This window comes from Haloferax prahovense DSM 18310, from assembly GCF_000336815.1.
Classification (GTDB): Archaea; Halobacteriota; Halobacteria; order Halobacteriales; family Haloferacaceae; genus Haloferax; species Haloferax prahovense.
This window is the reverse complement of record NZ_AOLG01000045.1, coordinates 1-18,935: the sequence shown is the minus strand read 5'-3', so window position 1 is coordinate 18,935 and position 18,935 is coordinate 1. Positions and strand designations below refer to the sequence as shown.

The 18,935-nt window shown below is 66.1% G+C and carries 24 protein-coding genes and 1 tRNA gene; 18 read left to right on the top strand and 7 right to left on the bottom strand.

Translation table 11 applies throughout. The features are described 5' to 3' along the window. Positions 1 to 118 (top strand): superoxide dismutase (locus C457_RS11375; protein ID WP_008094763.1); only part of this gene is annotated, 118 nt, incomplete at its 5' end. A gap of 106 nt (positions 119 to 224) precedes the next feature. Here the strand turns inward: C457_RS11375 and C457_RS11370 are convergent. Further along, on the bottom strand, positions 225 to 650 hold the full coding sequence (locus C457_RS11370) for a DUF7522 family protein (protein WP_008094762.1): 426 nt from the start codon (positions 648 to 650) through the stop codon (positions 225 to 227). A 151-nt stretch (positions 651 to 801) separates the two neighbouring features. On the opposite strand from C457_RS11370, the gene C457_RS11365 reads away from it, so the two are divergent. The 4 genes from C457_RS11365 to C457_RS11355 all read left to right on the top strand — a co-directional run bounded on the left by C457_RS11365 (position 802) and on the right by C457_RS11355 (position 3,546). After that, positions 802 to 1,092 carry a DUF5827 family protein gene (locus C457_RS11365; protein WP_008094761.1) on the top strand — a complete coding sequence of 97 codons (291 nt, stop codon included), beginning with the start codon at positions 802 to 804 and terminating at the stop codon, positions 1,090 to 1,092. Positions 1,093 to 1,195: 103 nt separating this feature from the next. Continuing rightward, entirely contained in the window at positions 1,196 to 1,954 is a 759-nt protein-coding gene (locus tag C457_RS11360; RefSeq protein WP_008094760.1) for an SDR family oxidoreductase, read from the top strand. Between the two features lie 167 nt (positions 1,955 to 2,121). Next, positions 2,122 to 2,244, top strand: coding sequence for a hypothetical protein (locus C457_RS21050; protein ID WP_008094759.1), 123 nt, complete (start codon positions 2,122 to 2,124; stop codon positions 2,242 to 2,244). Positions 2,245 to 2,247: 3 nt separating this feature from the next. Next, positions 2,248 to 3,546, top strand: a complete 1,299-nt coding sequence (locus tag C457_RS11355) for an RNA-guided endonuclease InsQ/TnpB family protein (RefSeq protein WP_008094758.1) — start codon at positions 2,248 to 2,250, stop codon at positions 3,544 to 3,546. A gap of 80 nt (positions 3,547 to 3,626) precedes the next feature. Here the strand turns inward: C457_RS11355 and C457_RS11350 are convergent, their stop codons facing one another. Beyond that, positions 3,627 to 4,205 carry an MBL fold metallo-hydrolase gene (locus C457_RS11350; protein ID WP_008094757.1) on the bottom strand — a complete coding sequence of 193 codons (579 nt, stop codon included), beginning with the start codon at positions 4,203 to 4,205 and terminating at the stop codon, positions 3,627 to 3,629. A gap of 116 nt (positions 4,206 to 4,321) precedes the next feature. On the opposite strand from C457_RS11350, the gene thyA reads away from it, so the two are divergent. Genes thyA through C457_RS11335 form a run of 3 tightly spaced genes read left to right on the top strand, consistent with a single transcriptional unit; the run spans position 4,322 to position 6,106 of the window. Then, positions 4,322 to 5,320, top strand: a complete 999-nt coding sequence (gene thyA, locus C457_RS11345; RefSeq protein ID WP_008094756.1) for a thymidylate synthase — start codon at positions 4,322 to 4,324, stop codon at positions 5,318 to 5,320. Then, complete coding sequence (locus tag C457_RS11340) at positions 5,317 to 5,910, top strand: dihydrofolate reductase (protein ID WP_008094754.1); 594 nt, start codon at positions 5,317 to 5,319, stop codon at positions 5,908 to 5,910. Before thyA ends, C457_RS11340 begins: the two co-directional genes overlap by 4 nt. After that, positions 5,903 to 6,106 (top strand): DUF4177 domain-containing protein, encoded by a 204-nt coding sequence (locus tag C457_RS11335; protein WP_008094753.1) that lies wholly within the window; start codon positions 5,903 to 5,905, stop codon positions 6,104 to 6,106. The genes C457_RS11340 and C457_RS11335 overlap by 8 nt, the downstream gene beginning before the upstream one ends. A gap of 43 nt (positions 6,107 to 6,149) precedes the next feature. Here the strand turns inward: C457_RS11335 and C457_RS11330 are convergent, their stop codons facing one another. Further along, positions 6,150 to 6,635 carry a hypothetical protein gene (locus C457_RS11330; RefSeq protein WP_008094752.1) on the bottom strand — a complete coding sequence of 162 codons (486 nt, stop codon included), beginning with the start codon at positions 6,633 to 6,635 and terminating at the stop codon, positions 6,150 to 6,152. A gap of 206 nt (positions 6,636 to 6,841) precedes the next feature. Here C457_RS11330 and C457_RS11325 point away from each other — a divergent pair, with 206 nt between their 5' ends. The 6 genes from C457_RS11325 to C457_RS11300 all read left to right on the top strand — a co-directional run bounded on the left by C457_RS11325 (position 6,842) and on the right by C457_RS11300 (position 11,201). Then, positions 6,842 to 7,756, top strand: a complete 915-nt coding sequence (locus C457_RS11325; protein ID WP_008094751.1) for a hypothetical protein — start codon at positions 6,842 to 6,844, stop codon at positions 7,754 to 7,756. 61 nt (positions 7,757 to 7,817) lie between these two features. After that, complete coding sequence (locus C457_RS11320; RefSeq protein WP_004974266.1) at positions 7,818 to 8,000, top strand: HVO_2922 family protein; 183 nt, start codon at positions 7,818 to 7,820, stop codon at positions 7,998 to 8,000. A 159-nt stretch (positions 8,001 to 8,159) separates the two neighbouring features. Then, the gene (gene psmA2 / locus C457_RS11315; protein WP_004974258.1) at positions 8,160 to 8,906 is read left to right on the top strand and encodes a proteasome subunit alpha; all 747 of its coding nucleotides are present in this window, start codon (positions 8,160 to 8,162) and stop codon (positions 8,904 to 8,906) included. Continuing rightward, positions 8,907 to 9,785 (top strand): MOSC domain-containing protein, encoded by an 879-nt coding sequence (locus C457_RS11310; protein ID WP_008094750.1) that lies wholly within the window; start codon positions 8,907 to 8,909, stop codon positions 9,783 to 9,785. Positions 9,786 to 9,884: 99 nt separating this feature from the next. Then, entirely contained in the window at positions 9,885 to 11,042 is a 1,158-nt protein-coding gene (locus C457_RS11305; RefSeq protein ID WP_008094749.1) for a metal-dependent hydrolase family protein, read from the top strand. An 84-nt stretch (positions 11,043 to 11,126) separates the two neighbouring features. Beyond that, positions 11,127 to 11,201, top strand: a tRNA-Glu gene (locus tag C457_RS11300). A 183-nt stretch (positions 11,202 to 11,384) separates the two neighbouring features. Here C457_RS11300 and C457_RS11295 read toward each other — a convergent pair. Next, positions 11,385 to 12,104, bottom strand: a complete 720-nt coding sequence (locus tag C457_RS11295; RefSeq protein WP_008094748.1) for a helix-turn-helix domain-containing protein — start codon at positions 12,102 to 12,104, stop codon at positions 11,385 to 11,387. A 301-nt stretch (positions 12,105 to 12,405) separates the two neighbouring features. Between C457_RS11295 and C457_RS11290 the strand changes: the two genes are divergently transcribed. Both C457_RS11290 and C457_RS11285 read left to right on the top strand, forming a co-directional pair. Continuing rightward, positions 12,406 to 13,719, top strand: a complete 1,314-nt coding sequence (locus C457_RS11290) for a 5'-deoxyadenosine deaminase (protein ID WP_008094747.1) — start codon at positions 12,406 to 12,408, stop codon at positions 13,717 to 13,719. A gap of 84 nt (positions 13,720 to 13,803) precedes the next feature. Beyond that, positions 13,804 to 14,418 (top strand): GNAT family N-acetyltransferase, encoded by a 615-nt coding sequence (locus C457_RS11285; RefSeq protein WP_008094746.1) that lies wholly within the window; start codon positions 13,804 to 13,806, stop codon positions 14,416 to 14,418. A gap of 39 nt (positions 14,419 to 14,457) precedes the next feature. Here the strand turns inward: C457_RS11285 and C457_RS11280 are convergent, their stop codons facing one another. Together C457_RS11280 and C457_RS11275 are read right to left on the bottom strand one after the other, a co-directional pair. After that, positions 14,458 to 14,868 (bottom strand): hypothetical protein, encoded by a 411-nt coding sequence (locus C457_RS11280; RefSeq protein ID WP_008094743.1) that lies wholly within the window; start codon positions 14,866 to 14,868, stop codon positions 14,458 to 14,460. A 54-nt stretch (positions 14,869 to 14,922) separates the two neighbouring features. Continuing rightward, complete coding sequence (locus C457_RS11275) at positions 14,923 to 16,113, bottom strand: redox-regulated ATPase YchF (RefSeq protein WP_008094741.1); 1,191 nt, start codon at positions 16,111 to 16,113, stop codon at positions 14,923 to 14,925. 265 nt (positions 16,114 to 16,378) lie between these two features. On the opposite strand from C457_RS11275, the gene C457_RS11270 reads away from it, so the two are divergent. After that, the gene (locus C457_RS11270) at positions 16,379 to 16,756 is read left to right on the top strand and encodes a hypothetical protein (RefSeq protein ID WP_008094740.1); all 378 of its coding nucleotides are present in this window, start codon (positions 16,379 to 16,381) and stop codon (positions 16,754 to 16,756) included. Positions 16,757 to 16,777: 21 nt separating this feature from the next. Further along, on the top strand, positions 16,778 to 17,188 hold the full coding sequence (locus tag C457_RS11265; RefSeq protein WP_008094738.1) for a hypothetical protein: 411 nt from the start codon (positions 16,778 to 16,780) through the stop codon (positions 17,186 to 17,188). A 143-nt stretch (positions 17,189 to 17,331) separates the two neighbouring features. Here C457_RS11265 and C457_RS11260 read toward each other — a convergent pair whose 3' ends face one another. Beyond that, positions 17,332 to 18,600, bottom strand: a complete 1,269-nt coding sequence (locus tag C457_RS11260; protein ID WP_049913558.1) for a hypothetical protein — start codon at positions 18,598 to 18,600, stop codon at positions 17,332 to 17,334. Positions 18,601 to 18,935 lie beyond the last annotated feature (335 nt).

Below are 18,935 nucleotides of genomic sequence, written 5' to 3'. Positions count from 1 at the left end.
CTCCTACTACCACGACTACGGCCCGGCCCGCGGCGACTTCGTCTCCGCGTTCTTCGAGGTCGTCGACTGGGACGAACCCGCCGCCCGCTACGACCAAGCCGTCGAACTCTTCGAGTAGACCCGGTACATCCCGACTTTTCTTTCGGACGCGACGTCGCCAGCGGCGGCGCTCTCCGCGTCGAACCAAGTGCTGAGGGTCGTCTCTCGCGGGTACGGTCGCCTTCTCAGGACTGTCGGTCGCCGGCGGCCGCGTCATCGAACAGTTCCGCTCCGTCGAACGCCTCGTTCAGCTCGCAGACTCGGTCGTTCAGGGCGGCGAAATCCCGGCCGTCGGTGCCGCGGTCGAAGCTGGCCAAGATGCCGACGGGACGGTCGCCGAGAAACGTTCGGAACTGCTCGAACGAGTCGAATCCGCGGACGGTGTAGCCGTAGTCGGCGTAGTACAGCGTCTCGTAGGTGTCTCTCGTGATGTAGCCGAACCGTTCGTTGTCGATGAATCGGGAGATGTCGAGGCATTCGAGCGCGTCCGAGACGTCCGCCCGGAGATAGAGGTGTTCGTAGCCGTGGTGGTCGAAGACCCAGAGGTCTCGGAGGTCGTCCCCACCGAAGTCTCGGAAGGTCTCAACCAGTCGTGCAGCGGCGTCGCTCATCGCTTCGGGTCTCGCGTCGCGCCTGATAAGCCTACTCATGAGGTCGCTGGCGGTCGCACGGGCGACGGACGCCCGCCGTCGACCAGCACGCCGCCGGCCGCTCGCTGCCCGCGGTCGTCGGGGTTTTGCCCGTCGACCGAGAAGCGTGAGTATGCCCAAGCCGAAAGACGAGTTCGAAACCCTCTACGGGTATCTCCTGTACGAACCCGCCGACATCCTCGACCCCGATTACATGTACACCGTGGGCGAAATCGCCCGCCTGATGCAGGGGCTGTCCCCGCAGGACGACCTCAGCGAGGAGACCGAAAACCGCATCGTTCAGTGGACCATCCCGTGGATCGTCGCCAACCAGGAGGACTTCGTCATCAACGACCCCCGGAGCGACGAGCCGGGCTACTTCGGCCTCCACCCGGACGCCGTCCCCGAAGAAGACGAGGAGTAACCGCCGCCACGAACCCACCGCGCCGGTCGGCGTCGCGACGTTCTCCCGACCTGAGAGTCGCACAAACGGTTATCTGTCAGGTGGTTGTTGACTATAGCGTACTATGGCTCAATTCGACACCGAAGTCGCGGTCGTAACTGGTGCTGGCTCGGGAATCGGCCGCGCGGTGGCGGAGGCGTTCGCCGCGGAGGGTGCGCGAGTCGTCGTCTCCGACGTGGACGTCGAGGGCGGCGAAGAGACCGTCGCGCGCATCGAGGAGGCCGGCGGGACGGCGACGTTCGTCGAGACGGACGTGACGGACGGCGACGCCGTCGCCGCGATGGTCGAGACGGCGGTCTCCGAGTACGGCCGACTCGACTTCGCCTGCAACAACGCGGGCATCGGCGGCGCGCAGAAACCGGCCGCCGACCTCTCGTTCGACGAGTGGCAACAGGTCATCGACGTGAACCTCAACGGCGTCTGGCGGTCGATGCGGCACGAGATTCCCGCGATGCTCGAAAACGGCGGGGGCGTCGTCGTCAACATGGCGTCGATTCTCGGAAAGGTCGGCTTCGCGAACGCGAGCCACTACGTCGCCGCGAAGCACGGCGTCCTCGGACTGACGAAGAGCGCGGCCATCGAGTACGCCGAGCAGGGCGTCCGCGTCAACGCGGTGTGTCCGGGCTTCATCGACACGCCACTACTCGGAGAAGGCGGCCTCGACGACCCCGAGGCGCGGAAGGGAATCGAGTCGCTCCACCCGATGAACCGCCTCGGCGACGTCGACGAAATCGCCTCCGCGGTCGTCTGGCTCTGTTCCGACGGCGCGTCGTTCACGACGGGCGAGGCGCTCACCGTCGACGGCGGCTACACGAGTCGGTAGAACGAGTTAGCTGAAAGTAGGCGCTAAGCCCCCTTCCTCAACGAACGAGCGAAGCGAGTGACTAGGGAGGGGATACAGCGCCGCACGAGTTGCTTGCACGTCCGACGCTCGGCCCACAGGCCCACGCAATCAAAACACTTACTTACACAACTTGTGTAACTTAGAGTGTGGCAACGCGAAAGAACATCTCCATCCGCGACGACCAAGAAGAGTGGATTCAGGACAACTACCTGAACCTCTCTCGATTCGTCCAAGACAAATTGGACGAACATATCGAGGAACACGAGTAACGGATGTACTACGCCTACAAGTACCGTCTCAAGCCGTCCAACGCCCACCGCGAGGAGTTGGACCGCCACCGAGACATTTGTAGGCAACTGTACAATCACGCACTCTACCGCTTCGACCAAATCCCCGAAGATGCAGGGACACTCAATCAGCGTGTTCGGTCTATCCGAGACGAAATCCCGTCCCTGAAAGAGTGGTGGGATGGCCTCTCGGACGTGTACTCGACAGTTCTGCAAACGGCGGTCATGCGAATCGAGCAGAACGTCAAAGGTCTCTCTGCACTCAAGGAGAACGGCTACGGCGTCGGTCAACTCAAGTGGAAGCCGCCACGCGAGTTCCGCAGTTTCACGTACAGTCAGTCTGGCTTCAAGCTCGACAAGAAGGGCGGTCAGACTGTCCTGTCACTCTCGAAGCTCGCGGATATACCGATTCGGCTCCACCGCGCCATCCCCGACGTTCACAAGAGCGACAGCTCTTGTGCAGCCCATCAGAAATCTCTGATTTCTGAGGACGACGCCACGCTCAAGCAGGTCACGGTCAAGAAGGAACCGACTGGCGAGTGGTTCGCCACGTTCGGCGTCGAAATGGACCGTGAACCACCCGAACCGCCTGAGAATCCCGAGAACTGCGTCGGTATCGACGTAGGGATTCTCAAGTACGCTCACGATACCGATGGGACCGCCGTGGGGTCGCTCGACCTCTCGGACGGCCGTGAACGCTTGGAACGCGAACAACGGAAACTCTCGCGGAAGCAACACGGGTCGAACAACTACGAGAAGCAACGACGGCGCGTAGCGGAGTGTCACGCCAACCTCCGACGGAAGCGCCGCGACTTCTTGCACAAACTCTCGAACTACTACGCTCGGGAGTACGACCTCGTGGCGGTCGAAGACCTGAACGTGAAGGGGATGATGGAAAGTCCGTCGAACAGCCGCAACACAGCGTCTGCGGCGTGGCGAACGTTCATTTCATTGCTCGAATACAAGTGCGAGCGCGTGGGGACGCACTTCGCGGCGGTCAACCCGAGAGGGACGACCAAGGAGTGTGCGGCGTGTGGCGTTTCGACGGAGAAGCCGTTGTGGGTGCGTGAACATTCTTGTCCTGCTTGCGGGTTTGAGGCGGACAGGGACGCGAACGCGGCGTGGAACATTCTTTCTCGCGGCCTCGAAAATATAGGAGTGGGATACTCCGAATCAACGCCTGTGAAGACTGCGCTCCCTACGGGAACCAGTTCGGTTCCTGCAAAGCGCGTCGTTGAAACAGGAAGCCCCACCCTCAAGCGCGAGTCGCAAGACGCGCGGTAGGGTGGGGTAGTTCACCGCGACGTAACGAGTTGGCGAGGCGTAACGGGACGACGAGCCGGCGGCGAGGTCGCTTCGGCGACTCACCTCGTCCGCGCCGCTTTCGCCGCGAGGTCGATGTCGTCTTTTGGGCGAGTGGTGACGCTCGGCCCGTGACCGGTGTGGAGTTCGGTCAGGTCGTCCCCGACGATCTCGTGCAGGCGGTCGATGCTCTCGACGAGCGCGCCGCGGTCGCCCTCGGGGAGGTCGGTTCGGCCGAATCCGCCGTTCGCGAAGACCAGGTCGCCCGCGAAGCAGACGCCCGCCCCGCGAGAGAAAAAGCACAGGTGGTCGTCTTTGTGTCCCGGGGTGTGGACCGCCTCGTACACGTCGTCGCCGATTTGGATGCGCTCGCCGTCGTCGATGCGCTTGTCCACGGCGAGGTTTCCGGTGTCGTAACCCCACGTCTGCACGTCGAACGCGTCGCGGACGGCGTCGACGTTTCCGATGTGGTCCGGGTGGGTGTGGGTCAGATACACCGCGTCGAGCGAGTCCGTGAACTCGCGGATTTTGGGCACCACGTCGAAGTTCGCGCCGGCGTCGACGAGCGCGGTGGTCTCGCCGTCGACGAGAAAGGCGTTGCTCGTGAAGACCCGGATTCCCTGCGCGAGGTTGCGAATCATGGGCACAGGTACGAAAAGCGGGCTATTCCGTGTTGTGGGCGCTGCGGAAATCCGGGCCGAGGACGGTAGGGTTTAGAGGGGCCGACGACGACCAACATCCAACCAGGGCACCTCTCATGCGCCAATATCTCGACCTCGTGACAGACGTTCTCGGAACCGGGCGACACAAACCGAATCGGACGGGCGTCGACACTATCTCGGGCTTTTCGAAGCACTACACCGTCGACCTGCAGGAGGGCTTCCCGCTCCTCACGACCAAGGACCTCTCGGGCTTCCGGTGGAACTCCCTCATCCACGAACTCCTCTGGTACCTCTCCGGCGAGGAACACATCCGCACCCTGCGCGAGGAAACGGGCATCTGGGACGCGTGGGCCGACGACGACGGCCATCTCGACACGGCTTACGGCCGGTTCTGGCGACGCTATCCGGTCCCCGAGGAAGGGCTTGCAGGCGAGGCGTGGCCCGAGGACGACCACCGCTGGATGAACGACGAGGGGACGTTCGACCAACTCGCGTACGTCCTCGACACGCTCGACGAGAACCCGAACTCCCGCCGGCTGGTCATCAACGCGTGGCACCCCGCGAACGCGGCCGTCTCGACGCTCCCGCCGTGTCACTACACCTTCGTCTTCAACGTGCAGGGCGACGAACTCAACCTCCATCTGACCCAGCGCTCCGGCGACATCGCGCTCGGCGTCCCGTTCAACCTCGCGGCGTACGCCATCCTCGCGCAGGTCGTCGCCCAGCGCGCCGGTTTCGAACTCGGGTCGTTCGCCCACACCATCGTGGACGCCCACGTCTACTGCGGCACCGGCGAGCGCGGCGCGTGGTACGGCGACCACCTCGACGAACTCCAGTCCCGCCTCGCCGACGTGGACTCCCCCGAAGGGTACCTCGACGTGCGCGAGTGGCTCCTCGACGCGGCACCCGAGGAGGCCGAGGGCGAGGAGGACTACGACCACGTTCCCGGACTGCTCCTGCAGGCCTCGCGCGAACCCCGCGAGCGCCCCACGCTCGACGTGGCCGACGTGCCGCTCGAAGACCTCTCGTTCGAGGACATCGTCCTCCGGGACTACGACCCCGCCGACGGGATTCGCTTCGCGGTGGCCGAATGAGCGGCGAGGAGCCCGCTGGGTCCGGAACCGGGGGCGACGTCGCGGTCCGGTTCGTCCTCGTCGCCGCCGTCGCCGACAACCGCGTCATCGGCCGCGACGGCGACATGCCGTGGCATATTCCCGAGGACCTGAAGCACTTCAAGCGGACGACGACCGGCCACCCGGTCGTGATGGGCCGCAAGACCTACGAGAGCATCGCCCGCCAGCTCGGCGGCCCGCTTCCGGACCGCCACAGCGTCGTTCTGACGACCCGCGACCTCGACCTCCCCGAGGGGGCTGAGGCGGTCGATTCGGTCGAATCGGCGGTCGCCGCCGCCGAGAACGCGGCCGACGAGATGGGCGTCGAGACGGTGTACGTCGTCGGCGGCGCGACCGTCTACGAGCAGTTCCTCGACCGCGCCGCGGGGCTAGTTCGCACCGAACTCGACGAGACCCACGAGGGCGACACGCGGTTCCCCGAGTGGGACCGCGAAGGGTGGGTCGAGGCCGACCGCGACGACCGAGACGGCTTCTCGTTCGTCACGTACGAGCGCCGGGAACGCCGGGAACCCGACGCAGCCGACCGCGGCACGGAGGAATCCGATGACTAACTCGAGCGAGTGGGAGTACAAAATCGTCCGCACGGCCGACGGCGGCCTGTTCAGCGGCGATACCTCCCCGATGGAAGACGCCCTCAACTCCCTCGGCGGCGACGGCTGGGAGCTCGTGGACACGATTTCCGACTCGCGCGGTGCCGGCGCGAACAGCGGGCAGACGGCGCTCGTGTTCAAGCGGCCGAAGCGCTGAGATTCGCCGTTCTCCGTTCGGTCCCCGTTTTCACCTACTCTCTTCAGTCTTCGAGCGTCCGGAACAGCGGTGACGAGTCGCCGCCCTCGAACCGGACCATCTCCTCGCCGTCGAAGGTGACCGTGACCGAGTCGTAGTCGCTGGGGACCGAGACCACGGCGTCGAGCGTCGTGCGCGGCACGCAGTCGTCTGACGGCTCCTTTTCGCCGTCTTCGTCGGGTGCAGTCGTGATTCGGTAGACGTAGACGCCGTCTTCGGCCGTGTCGAGTTCGCCGCGGACGACGACGCTCGGCGCGTCGTGCGTGAAGGTCCGGTTGAACGCGACGGTCGTCTGCTCGCCGGCGGGCATCCGACCGACCCACGAACTGGGCGCGGTCTCGTCGGCGAGCAGACAGCCGGTCGCGGTGGTCATCGAACTGGTCGGCGAGGTCGTCGTCTCCGTCGGAAGCGAGTAGACGACGACGCCGGCACCGACGACGAGCCCGACGAAGAACACCGCGAGAAGGGCGACAGCGGAGTACGAAGCCATACTCGATACACGCGCCACGGAGCGATAAGCGAGTGCGTGACGCGTGCTATCGGAAGGGTCGTCGCCGACTGACACGTTCGTCTGCAAGTCGTCTGTGAGACCGGCGGGACATCCGCGGCGCGGAGTGTCCGCGCGATTCGTGGCAGATGACGGGTAGGTTTATTGACGGGTGAGTCCTCATAACAGGGAACGTAGTTTCCCTCGCTATGACCGCCTCGACACTCGCAGACCGACTCCGTCAGCCCGAGTACACCGGCGAGAACCGGTGTACCCCGTGTACCGTCGTGAACGTCGTCATCGCCGCCGCGTTGAGCCTGTTGCTCGGCGTCGCGTGGCCGCCGCTCGCGCTCGTCTCGTTCGCCGTCTTCGCGGGGGCCATCTACTTCCGCGGCTACCTGATTCCCGGCACGCCGACGCTCACGAAGACGTACTTCCCCGACCGGGTCCTCCGGTGGTTCGACAAGGAACCGACGCCGACCCGCGTCGGGTCCGCGCCGGCCGCGCCGGCGACGGAGAACGACGCTGACGCCGAGTCGCCGAGCGACGAGGTCGAGGCGGGCCAGTTAGACGAGGGCGGCGAGTCTGCCGAGGAGTTGGACGTGGAGTCGTCGCTCCTGGAGGCCGGCGCGCTCGACTGGGACGAAAGCGGCGACGAACTGCGCCTCGACCCCGCGTTCGAGTCGGCGTGGAACGACGAAATCGAGCGCACCGACGACGCGACGATTCGACGGCGACTCGCCGATCTCACCCGCCTCGACGCCGACGACATCTCGCTGGAATCCCGGTCTCGGAACCGGTGGTTCGTCGCGGTCGTCGACGGTACCACCGTCGGCACGTGGGAGTCGCGCGCCGCGCTCGTCGCCGACGTGGCCGCCGACGCCGCCCTCGGCGGCCGCTTCGACGACTGGGACCGCCTGACGGGCGAACAGCGGAGCGCGCTGGCGAGAGGGCTCCGCATCTACCTCGACCGCTGTCCGGCCTGCGGCGGGGACGTTCGATTCGGCTCCGAGACGGCCGAGTCGTGCTGCCGGTCGTGGGAGGTGTTCGTCGTCCGCTGTGACGACTGCGAGGAACGACTGTTGGAGGTCGACGCCGACGCGCTCGAACCCGAGGCGGCGTAAGTCGGCGTTCGAATCCCGTCTTGGCGGGTACACTTTTGTTTGCTGACAACAGTGTCCGAGTATGAGCAAGGCGCACTTCGAGGTGTTCGTCGACGCGGCGGACAAGTACCGGTGGCGACTCGTCCACGACAACGGGAACATCCTCGCCGATTCCGGCGAGGGCTACGCGTCGAAACAGAAGGCGAAACAGGGAATCGAGAGCGTGAAGCGGAACGCGCCCGACGCGGACGTGGTCGAGGCGTAGTTCGGGGCTTCCAGCCCTCGATTCGTCGGGAATCGTCGGATTTCGCGGCGATTCGAACGTTACCCCCACACCGATGCCGGGTGTGGAGGCTTTTTCCGCCTCCGGAACTGACCACGGAGTAATGACGAACGTCGCCGACGCGAGCGAGGAGGTCGCACGATGAACCGAAACGACAAGCAGGCCTACGACCGCGGTACGTCGCTTTTCTCTCCCGACGGACGCATCTATCAGGTCGAGTACGCCCGCGAGGCCGTCAAGCGCGGCGCGCCGGTCCTCGGCGTCCGTACCGCCGACGGCGTCGTTCTGGCCGCTCTCCGGTCGACCCCGTCGGAACTCATGGAAGCCGAAAGCATCGAGAAGCTCCACAAGCTCGACGACGCGCTCGGCGCGGCCACGGCCGGCCACGTCGCCGACGCGCGGAAGCTCGTCGACTTCGCGCGGACGACCGCCCAGCGCGAGCACCTGCGCTACGGCGAGCCCATCGGCGTCGAGACGCTCACGAAGACCATCACCGACAACATCCAAGAGAGCACGCAGTCCGGCGGCACCCGCCCGTACGGCGCGTCGCTCCTCATCGGCGGCGTCGAGAACGGCTCGGGTCGCCTCTTTGCGACCGACCCGTCGGGGACGCCCCAAGAGTGGAAGGCGGTCGCCATCGGCGGGCACCGCGAAGACGTGCAGGCCGCCCTCGAAGACGGATACGCCGAGGACCTGTCGCTCGAAGACGGCCTCGCGCTCGCCGTCCAGGCGCTCGTCGCGGCCGACGACGAAATCGAGAGCGACGAGCTGAATCTCGTCACCGTCTCCGAGGCGGGCTACGAAATCGTCGACGAGGAGACCATCGCCGAACTGTTCGCCGACGCGACGGAAGGAGAGGACGACGACGCGGACGAAGCCGAGGAGTAGATGACAGACGGGAGCCCGACCGACGATAGCGTCCAGACGACCGACGCGGACGCGTCGGAATCGGCGGGTTCGGGAGCGGGCGCGACCGCCGGCGCGGCGGCCGTGACGCTCGACCGCATCGCGGTCTACCCCGTGAAGTCGCTCGACGCCGAGTTCGTCGACGCCGCCGATATCGTCGAGAACGGCGGGCTCCGCGGCGACCGCGAGTACGCCATCTTCGACGAGGACGGCGAGTACGTCAACGGGAAGCGCGAGCGGGCGGTCCACGGCATCCGGAGTTCCGTCTCGCTCGACGACGGCACGGTCGAACTCTCGGCCCCCGAGATGACCGACTACGACGGCCCGATAGCCGAGGCCGACGACTGGCTCTCGGCGTACTTCGGCTACCCGGTCGAACTCCGACGCGACCCCGCCGGCGGGTTTCCCGACGACACCGAGGCCAGCGGCCCGACGGTTATCTCGACGGGGACGCTCGACGCGGTCGCCTCGTGGTTCGACGGCGTCGACGCCGACGAGATGCGCCGTCGCCTCCGGCCGAACCTCGTCCTCGACGCGGCCGAGCCGTTCTGGGAGGACCACCTGTTCGACCGGCGCGGGACGGTCGTCGAGTTCACTATCGGCGGGGTGGCTTTCGAGGGCGTCAACCCTTGCCAGCGCTGTGTCGTTCCGAGCCGCGACCCCGATACGGGCGAGCAGACGCCCGACTTCCGGACGACGCTCATGAGGAAGCGCCGCGAGACGCTCCCCGAGTGGTCCGGCGGCGACTGGTTCGACCACGACTTCCGGCTCATGGTCAACACCACCGTCCCGGAGTCCTCGTGGGGCGAGACGCTGTCTGTCGGCGACGCGGTCACCGTCGGCGACGTCGTTTCCGAGTGAGTCGGTCCGTTTTTCGTAGCGTTCGAACGCCCCGCAGTCGAGCGGTTCCGCCTCGCCGACACCCGCGGATTTACGTCGTCTGGCTCGGTTGAGAGACCCATGTTCACGCTGACCGGCGTGCGGGTCGTCGACGCCGACGGGGCCCGCGAGGCGAACGTGGTGGTAGACGAGTCGACCGGGCGCATCGCGTCCGTCGGCGACGAGACCGAAGGCGAGACGCGGAACCACTCGGGCGCGGTCGTCGCGCCGGGACTCGTCGACGCACACGTCCACCTCATGATGGACGGCCGCCCCGACGTGGCGGCCTACCAGTCTGAGCCGGTCGAACGCGCCTGCTATCGAGCCGCGGCCAACCTCCGGAAGACGCTGGAAGCGGGCGTCACGACCGTCCGCGACCTCGGTTCTCCCGGCGACCTCGCGACGAGCGCGAAGGCCGCGGTCGCCGACGGCGAACTCGACGGGCCGCGCGTCCTCGCCGCCGGGGAGAACATCACCATGACCGGCGGCCACGGCCACTGGTTCGGTCGGGAGGCCGACGGCCCGACCGAGGTCCGCAAGGCCGCCCGAGAGCAACTGAAACGCGGCGCCGACGTGGTGAAGTGCATGGCGACCGGCGGCGTCCTCACCACCGGCGCGGTCACGGGCGCGCCCGAGTTCACGGAGGCGGAGATTCGCGCCCTCGTCGACGCCGCGAGCGCGAAGGGCGTCCCGACCGCGGCCCACGCCCACGGCGAGGAAGGTATCAAGAACGCCGTCCGCGCGGGGATTTCGAGCGTCGAACACGGGATGTTCATGGACGAAGAGGCCGCGGCGCTCATGGTCGAACACGGTACGTACTGGGTCCCGACGGCCTCGGCGGTCCGGGAAATCGTCGAGGCGGGCGTCGAAGCCGGCATCCCGCCCGAGGCGGTCGCGAAAGCCGAAGACGCCGTGGAGCGCTTCGAAGGCGCGTGGGAACACGCGCTCGACGCCGGCGTGAAAATCGCCATGGGAACCGACGCGGGCACGCCGTTCAACGACCACGGCGAGAACGCGCTCCGCGAGATGGACCTGCTCGTCGAGTACGGCCTGTCGCCCGCCGAGGCCCTCGAAGCCGCGACCGTCGGCGGCGCAGACCTGCTCGGACTGGACGACGTGGGGAAGGTCGCCGAGGGCTACGTCGCGGACCTCGTCGTCCTCGACGCCGACCCGAGCGAGGACGCGGGCGCGTGGCGGACGGTCAAGCAGGTGTATCGCGAGGGCGAGCAGGTCGTCTAATCGCAACACGGCAGTCGGTATCATACCCGATTTGAAGCGACAACCTTTTACAATCACGAGCAATACGAAAGGATGTACCAACGTGCTCTGTTGGTGTAGTCCGGCCAATCATATCACCCTCTCACGGTGATGACCAGGGTTCGAATCCCTGACGGAGCACTTCTCTCAACCCCTGAACCGCGAGCGACAGCGAGCGTGTTCTGGTCCGAAATGCGACAGAAAGGTTCGAGCAGCGAGCAACGCGACGCGTTGCGAGTGAGTTCGAATCCCTGACGGAGCACTTCTCTCAAACCCTGAACCGCGAGCGACAGCGAGCGTTCGCTTCCGAGCGGCGTCGATTCCTTACCGATTCCGGTCGCCGAGTTTCGACATCACGAGGTCTTCGGCGGTTCGCAGTCGGTACTGGACCGTCGAGCGCGGCACGTCGAGCACCTCGCTGAGGTCCTCGACGGTCACTTTTCGCGGCCGCTCGTAGTAGCCGTGTTCGACGGCGGTTTCGAGCGCCTCCCAGTGAGCCGACGAGAGGTCGGCCGCGATACGTGCTTCGGCGTCCCAGTTGCCCGCGCTCGTGAGGTGTTCGACGTCCAGCTGTAGCCCCTCCCTGAGCTGTGCCTCGATGGTCTCGTACAGTTCGCCGAGCGGGTGGTCGCCGGGGTAGAGGATGCGCCAGCGGTACGCGCCCGCACGGCGGGACGACTCGAAGATGACGCCCGGTCCGACGTGTTCGAGGACGTACCGCGGAATCGAGTGGCAGTTGCTCACCTCCTCGCGGTAGGTGTAGACGGTCATCGAGTTGTCCGACCGGTCGAGGACGTGGTAGTCGCGGTGAGTGTGGCAGTCGGGTGCGTCGAGACACTCGTTGCACCGCGTCTCGTCGAGGAACACCCCCTCGAACGCCGACAGCGCCTCCGGCGTGCCGACGACGTGGTCGACCCGCCACATCACGTCCTCCGTGGACGAACAGACCGACGACCGGGAGCGCAGACTCGGATACTCGTGAAACAGGTCCATCAGCTCGTCGGTGCCCTCGGAAAAGCGAACGACGAATTCGAACTCGCGCATTCGGTCTCCGCTCTGTCGCGAACTGACTTAGCATGTACTAATCTTACCCATGCGTGTTCGGAGTCCTATCCGAGTATTTCTGGAGCGATACCGCTCGGGCCGGAACTGGTTAGCATATACTAGCGGAATTGTGAGGGAAGTTGCGGACGGAACAAGAGTCGGAGTGACGCGGGGTCCGCTCGCCCCGCGAGAACCGGTCCCGACCACCCACACCGCCACCGACCGCAAGCTCACTCCAACCAACCTCGGACGGCGACCGGGTCACCACCTATTTCACGCCCGGTCGTCTACCCGCACGAGGATGTTACTCGCGGGAACCGTGGTCGCCGACGCGTCCACTATCATCGAAGAGGGAGCCGTAGTCGTCGACGACGACCGCATCGTCGCGGTCGGAGGGCGCGCTACCCTGACAGAGCGGTATCCGGGCCACGAGCGACGCGAGTTCGACGTCATCGCGCCGGGGCTGGTCGGCGGGCACGTCCACTCGGTACAGTCGCTCGGACGTGGTATCGCCGACGACACGTCGCTTCTCGACTGGCTCTTCGACCACGTGCTTCCGATGGAAGCCGGCCTCGACGCGGCGGGGATGCGCGTCGCCGCCGAGCTCGGCTACCTCGAATGTATCGAGTCCGGGACGACGACGGTCGTCGACCACCTCTCGGTTCGACACGCCGAGGAGGCGTTCGAGGCGGCGGGCGAGATGGGCATCCGCGGGCGAATCGGGAAGGTGCTCATGGACACGAACGCGCCCGAGGGACTACAGGAAGACACCGACGCCGGCCTCGCCGAGTCCGAGCGTCTCATCGAGCGCTACCACGACGGCTTCGGCGGGCGTATCCAGTACGCCGTCACGCCGCGGTTCGCCGTCACCTGCTCGGAGGCGTGTCTGCGGGGCGTCCGCGAACTCGCAGACCGGTACGACGGCGTCCGCATCCACACCCACGCGAGCGAGAACCGCGACGAAATCGCCACCGTCGAGGAGGAGACGGGCATGCGGAACATCCACTGGCTCGACGAGGTTGGAATCACCGGCGACGACGTGGTGCTCGCCCACTGCGTCCACACCGACGAGTCCGAGCGCGAAGTGCTCGCCGAGACCGGCACGCACGTCACCTACTGCCCGTCGTCGAACATGAAGCTCGCGTCGGGCATCGCGCCGATTCCGGACTACCTCGACCGCGGCATCAACGTCGCCCTCGGCAACGACGGCCCGCCGTGCAACAACACGCTCGACCCCTTCACCGAGATGCGGCAGGCCAGCCTCCTCCAGAAAGTCGACTCGTTCGACTCGACGAGCACGCCGGCCGCGACCGTCTTCGAGATGGCGACGCGAAACGGCGCGAAGGCCGCCGGCTTCGACCGGGTCGGCGCGCTCCGTGAGGGGTGGAAAGCCGACATCGTCGGTATCGACACCGACCTCACCCGCGCGACGCCGATGCACGACGTGCTTTCGCACCTCGTCTTCTCCGCCCACGGCGACGACGTGGTGTTCACCATGGTCGACGGCGACGTGCTCTACGATGGTGGCGAACACGTCCGCGCGGACGCCGACGACATCCGCAAGCGGGCGCGGGCGGTCGCCGACGGCCTCGACGCGGCGCCGACGAGCGACTGAGCGCCGGTTCGACCTCGAGTCGAATCACCCGCGAGACCGGCCGCCATCGTCGCATCTTTCTCTCCGCGTGACCCCTCCTGAGTCATGACTGTCCGCCTCCGCACGGCGACGGCGTCCGACCTCCCCGCGATTCGGGAGATTTACGCGCCGTTCGTCGAGGACACCGCGATTTCGTTCGCCTACGACCCGCCGAGCGTCGCGGACCTCGAATCGAAGCTGGAGAAGAAGACCGACTACCCGTGGCTCGTCTGCGAACTCGACGGCGAGGTGGCCGGCTACGCCTACGCCGGGACGATTCGAGAGCGCATCGCCTACCAGTGGGCCGTCGAGACCTCGATTTACGTCCATCCGGACTTTCAGCGCCGGGGCGTCGCCCGCGGCCTCTACACGGCGCTTTTAGACCTGCTCGAACGGCAGGGCTACGTCTCTGCCGTCGCCGTCGTCACGACCCCGAACCCCGCGAGCATCGCCTTCCACGAGTCGTTCGGCTTCGAGCGCGTCGGCCGTTTCGAGCGCGTCGGCTACAAACACGACGCGTGGCACGACGTGGAGTGGTGGAGTCTCGACCTCGGCGAGCGACCCGAAGAACCCGCAGCACCGCTGTCCGTGGCCGACGCTCGGGAATGCGACTGGTGGGACGACGCGCTCGCTCGCGGCGCTGCGCTCGTCGAAGACACCGGACAGAACAGCACTACCTAAGCCGAGGTTCCTTCCCATCTCCCGGCCCGTCACCCGCGTTCAGACGCCGGCTTCGAGGGAGTCTTCCGTCTCGGTTTCCGCCGAGTCGCTCCCCTCGACCGCCTCGACTTCGCCGACGTCGTCAACCTCGGCGGCCGCGTCGGCAGCCGGGCCGTCGGACCCCGCCTGTTCGAGCACGTAGCGCTCGACGCCGGCGGAGAGCATCTCCTGCCAGTCGTCGAACTCGGTGTTCGCGTCGACGTACCGGTCCAACTCGTGGGCCGGTATCGACTCGAAGGACTCCTGGTCTGCGACCGCGAAACCGCTCTCTTCGAGGAATTCACTAATCGATGCCGCCTGACAATGTGACTCGACCCACGACGACGGGAACAAGTCGGCCAGCGTCACCTCGCCGCCGAGACCCCCAATCTCGACGTCGAGTGTCGCGGCCGTCGTTTCGGCCTCACCCATACCCGGGTCCTACAGCCACGGATATAACGGTGTTGCGGTTGGCGTCCGAGAGAGTCAGTTCGTCGAGACGATTTCGACCACGTCCCGGTGCGCGAGTTCGTGGTCCGAGCCGATTTGCCGCTTCGAGTGGCAGTCGATGCCGTGGAGGAGACCGTCGCCGATGTCCGAGTGCAGGTGGTACGCGAAGTCCTCGGTCGTCGAGCCCTCGGGGAGGATAAAGCAGTCGCGGAAGACGCCCTGCGAGTCGCTCTTGCCGTTCGCGCTCCCGGGGAAGATAGCGATGGCACCCATCACGTCGAACAGCGCGTTTTCGAGCGACTGCTGGACGCCCGTGCCGCCGAACTCCGCGACGAACTCGCGAATCTGTTCGAGGCCCGCCTCCTGTTCGTCGCTCACGTCGCCGACGATGTCGAAGTCGTCGTCGCCGGGGCGATAGTCGACGACGCCGCCCTCGTCGGCCTTCTTCAGCGCCTTCTCCGCGTGCGCCGAGGTCGGGACGAACGTCAGGTGTTCGTAGTCGGCGTCGGCCGTTATTTCCTCGTAGTTCTCCTGGGAGACCGGCTTGTCCATCTTGTTCGCCGCGATGATGATGGGCTTCGTCCGCTTTCGAATCTCGCGGGCGAGCGATTCCTTGTCCGCGTCGTCCCACTCGTCGGGGTCGAGCTCCAGGCCGAGGGAAAGGATGATCTGCTTGATCTCGTCTTTGTTCGTCTTGAACGCGGACATCTGCTCCGCGAGGTCGACTTCGACGTCTTTGTCCTCGCCGTGGTAGCCCGAACGGTAGCGGTCGATGCCCTTCTCGAGGACGCCGAGGTACCACATGTCCAGTTCGTTCTCGAGGAAGTCGATGTCCTCTCGGGGGTCGTGGCCCTCCGTCGCCTCGCCTTCGATGTCCGTCTCACCGGAGAAGTCCACGACGTGGACGAGCACGTCCGCCTCGTTGAGGTCGGTGAGGAACTGGTTCCCGAGCCCTTTCCCCTCGTGCGCGCCGGGGATGAGACCCGCCACGTCGACGAGTTTGACCGGGACGTATCGCATTCCGTGGTCGCAGTAGCCGACAGAGGGCGTACACGACTCGTCGAACTCCGGGGCCGCACACTCGACGCGGACGTACGCCTCGCCGATGGAGGGGTCGATGGTCGTAAACGGGTACGCGCCCTCGGGCACGTCGTTCATCGTCGCCGCGTTGAAGAAACTCGACTTCCCGACGGACGGTTTTCCGACGAGACCGATCTTGTAACTCATTCGTTGGTCGGACTGGTGTCTCGAACGCTAATAACCGTTCGACGTTCGTCTCTGCATGCGTGATATTCGCACGCTTCCGGGGCCGAGGAGAGCGATTCTCCGCGCACAACGCCCCGGTTCGAGTGCCGGAGATGCGGCTTCGTCGCCGGGTTCGCAGCACGCGGTAGCCGGGCCACGCCGGGGAGTCGGCGACGATGCACGCTCGTGGTTCGCCTTTCGGCTCACGTCCGGTGCATCTTTGTCTCCACGTCTCCGACAGCCGGGCATGACCGACCCCGACGAGACGGCGAGCGAAACCGCACCCGCGTCGAACACGGACTCCGACGCGGCCGCCACCGAGCCCTCGCCGGACGATTCGATCGACGCGGACACGTTTCGCGTCGGCATCCACGTCGCCGAGACCGAACTTCGGTTCGTGGTCAACGTCCCGTCCGATATCGATTCGGGGTGGACCGATCCCGACGCGTTCCAGCGCCTCGTCGAGCGCGTCACCTGGGAGCAACTCGACCAGCGAGCGACGCTTCAGACCGTCGCGACCAACGCCGCCGAGGGCGAGACGGTGTTCCTCGGGACGGTGACGCTGCGACCGGACGAGACCGTCGTCGACCACACGCTCCGCGTGCCGCCGCTCGACGGGGCGTGAGCTAACTCCGTCTCTCCTCCGATGACCGACCCGACGACAGCAAGCGCGATTCGAGAGATTCAGGACGCCGCGCTTAGCCGCGCGCTCACCGACGGCGACCACGCGAGACAGTCGCTCGCCGTCGCCGGTGCGCTCGAAACGGCCAGAACGGAAGCGACCGAGACGGGGTTCGACGGCGGCGGCGTGACACTCGCGGCGTCGCTCGCGTTCGTCTCGACGCTGTTCGCACATCGTCGGCTCCGCGAGTCGCTCCAGTCGAGCGTCCGCGCGTCCGACGACTCGGCGTGGTATCCCAGCGGCGCGCCCGCCCGCGTCGACGACGACCTCGTGGTCGCAGGCGCACGGCTCGCGGTTCGACGGTTCGACGTCGACCCGGCGCTCGTCGGCGCGCTCGGTGACGTTTCCACAGAAAAAGTCGCGTCGGGCGAGTGAGTAGCCCGACCGTCGTGCTCTGACAACCACGGTCGGGGACGTAAGAGATGTGGGGGTGCCTCTGTCCACAGTACCCGCCCGGGCGCGTGCGAAGGGTGAAACCCAAACCCACGCTTGATGCGTGGGAACCCGTGTTCGATTAGTTAGTTGTTGTTCGCGTGCTCCGGCGGGCCACCACCGTTGCCGTTACCATTACCGTTGGACTCGTCATCGTCTTCTGACTCGTCGTCCGAGTCGTCGTCGGTCTCCTCTTCGTCGGTCTCCTCAGTCTCGGCGGTCTGCTGTTCGTCTTCGTCGCTCGCCTTGTCGTTGTTCGCGTGCTCCGGCGGGCCACCGGCGCTACCGTTCTTGGCCTTGCCGGAGTTTCCGGGTGCGTCCTCCTCGCCGTCAGCGTCATCGCTGCTGTTCTTCGGGCCAGCGTGGTCCGGACGCTTGTCGTCCGCGTTACCCGGGTTGTTCTCGGTCACGAAGTCGGAGACGGCCTGTCCGATGGGGCCGTCACCGCCCGTGTCCTTGAGCCGCTCGACGAACCGGCTGACGAGCTGGCCGAACGGGTCGTCCTCGGCGACCTCTCCCTGCAGGGTGGCGGTCGTCTCGACGCTGAGGCCGTCGTACTCGGCGGTCACGTCGACCGTGACAGTCTGCAGGGGCGCGGTGAGTTCGACGGTACCGTTCGCGTCCGTCTCGTACTCGCCCGCGTCCGTGTAGTTGCCCTCGACCGCGACCGAGGCGTTCTCGACGGGTTCGCCGTCTTCGGTCACGGTGATGGTGACCGACTCGTTTTCGTCCTGCGAGACGGCGACGTCGAGGTCGTCAGCCTCCACGGCGACCGTCGTCTCGGCGGAGAGGCCGTCGGCCGTCGCGACGAACGTCAGGTTCGTCGCGGTCGTCGGCTCGGCGACCTCGACGGTACCGTTCTCATCCGTCTCGTACGTCCCGTTGTCGGCGTAATCGGTCCCGTTGACCTGAACCGACGCGTTCTCGACCGGTTCTCCGTCCTGCGTGACGGTGGCGACGACCGTGTCGTTGGCGTCGTCAACCTCGACGGAGATATCGAGGGACTCGTCGAGCGGGACGAGGACGGCTGACGCGGTGGTCGTGTTGTTCCCCTCCGTGACGGTGAACGTCGCGTTCACACGCTCCTGCGGATTGGGGAGGTCGACGGTGCCGTTCGCACCCGTCGCGTACGTTCCGTTCCCGGAGTAGTTACTGCTCGATTCGACGACGACCGTCGCGTTCTCGACGGCCGTCTCGTTCCGCGTCACGGTCACTGTCGCGTCGCCCGTGTCGGCGTCCTGCGTGACGCCGACCTGGAGGGCATCGGTGCTCGCTGCACTGACGGTCCCGGGGACCATCGCGACGGCGAGCATCGCAACGACCATGACTACGGTGAGGTGTTTGCTGCCGCGCATGCAACCCTCCCTTCTAACCCTGATACGGTAAAAGGGGAGAATCGTAACCCCGGTTTTCGCTGAATTTCACCCCAATCAACGTGTTCGAAATCGGGCCTTCGTCTGTCGATTTCGCCGAGTTTCGAGCCGAACGGCCGCCCGGGTCCCGTCGAAACACCGTCACGGTCGAACGCGAGTGGTGTCGGCGGAACCGGTGCGTTCGACGAGAGCGTTGCCACTCTCGGACGACATGAGAGACGCGACCGAGAGAGCAGTCGCTGTCTGTGCGGTGTGCGAGCGAGCGATTGCCGCTCGCTATAAATGAAAAAAGCCCACTGGACCGAAGTCCAGTGGGC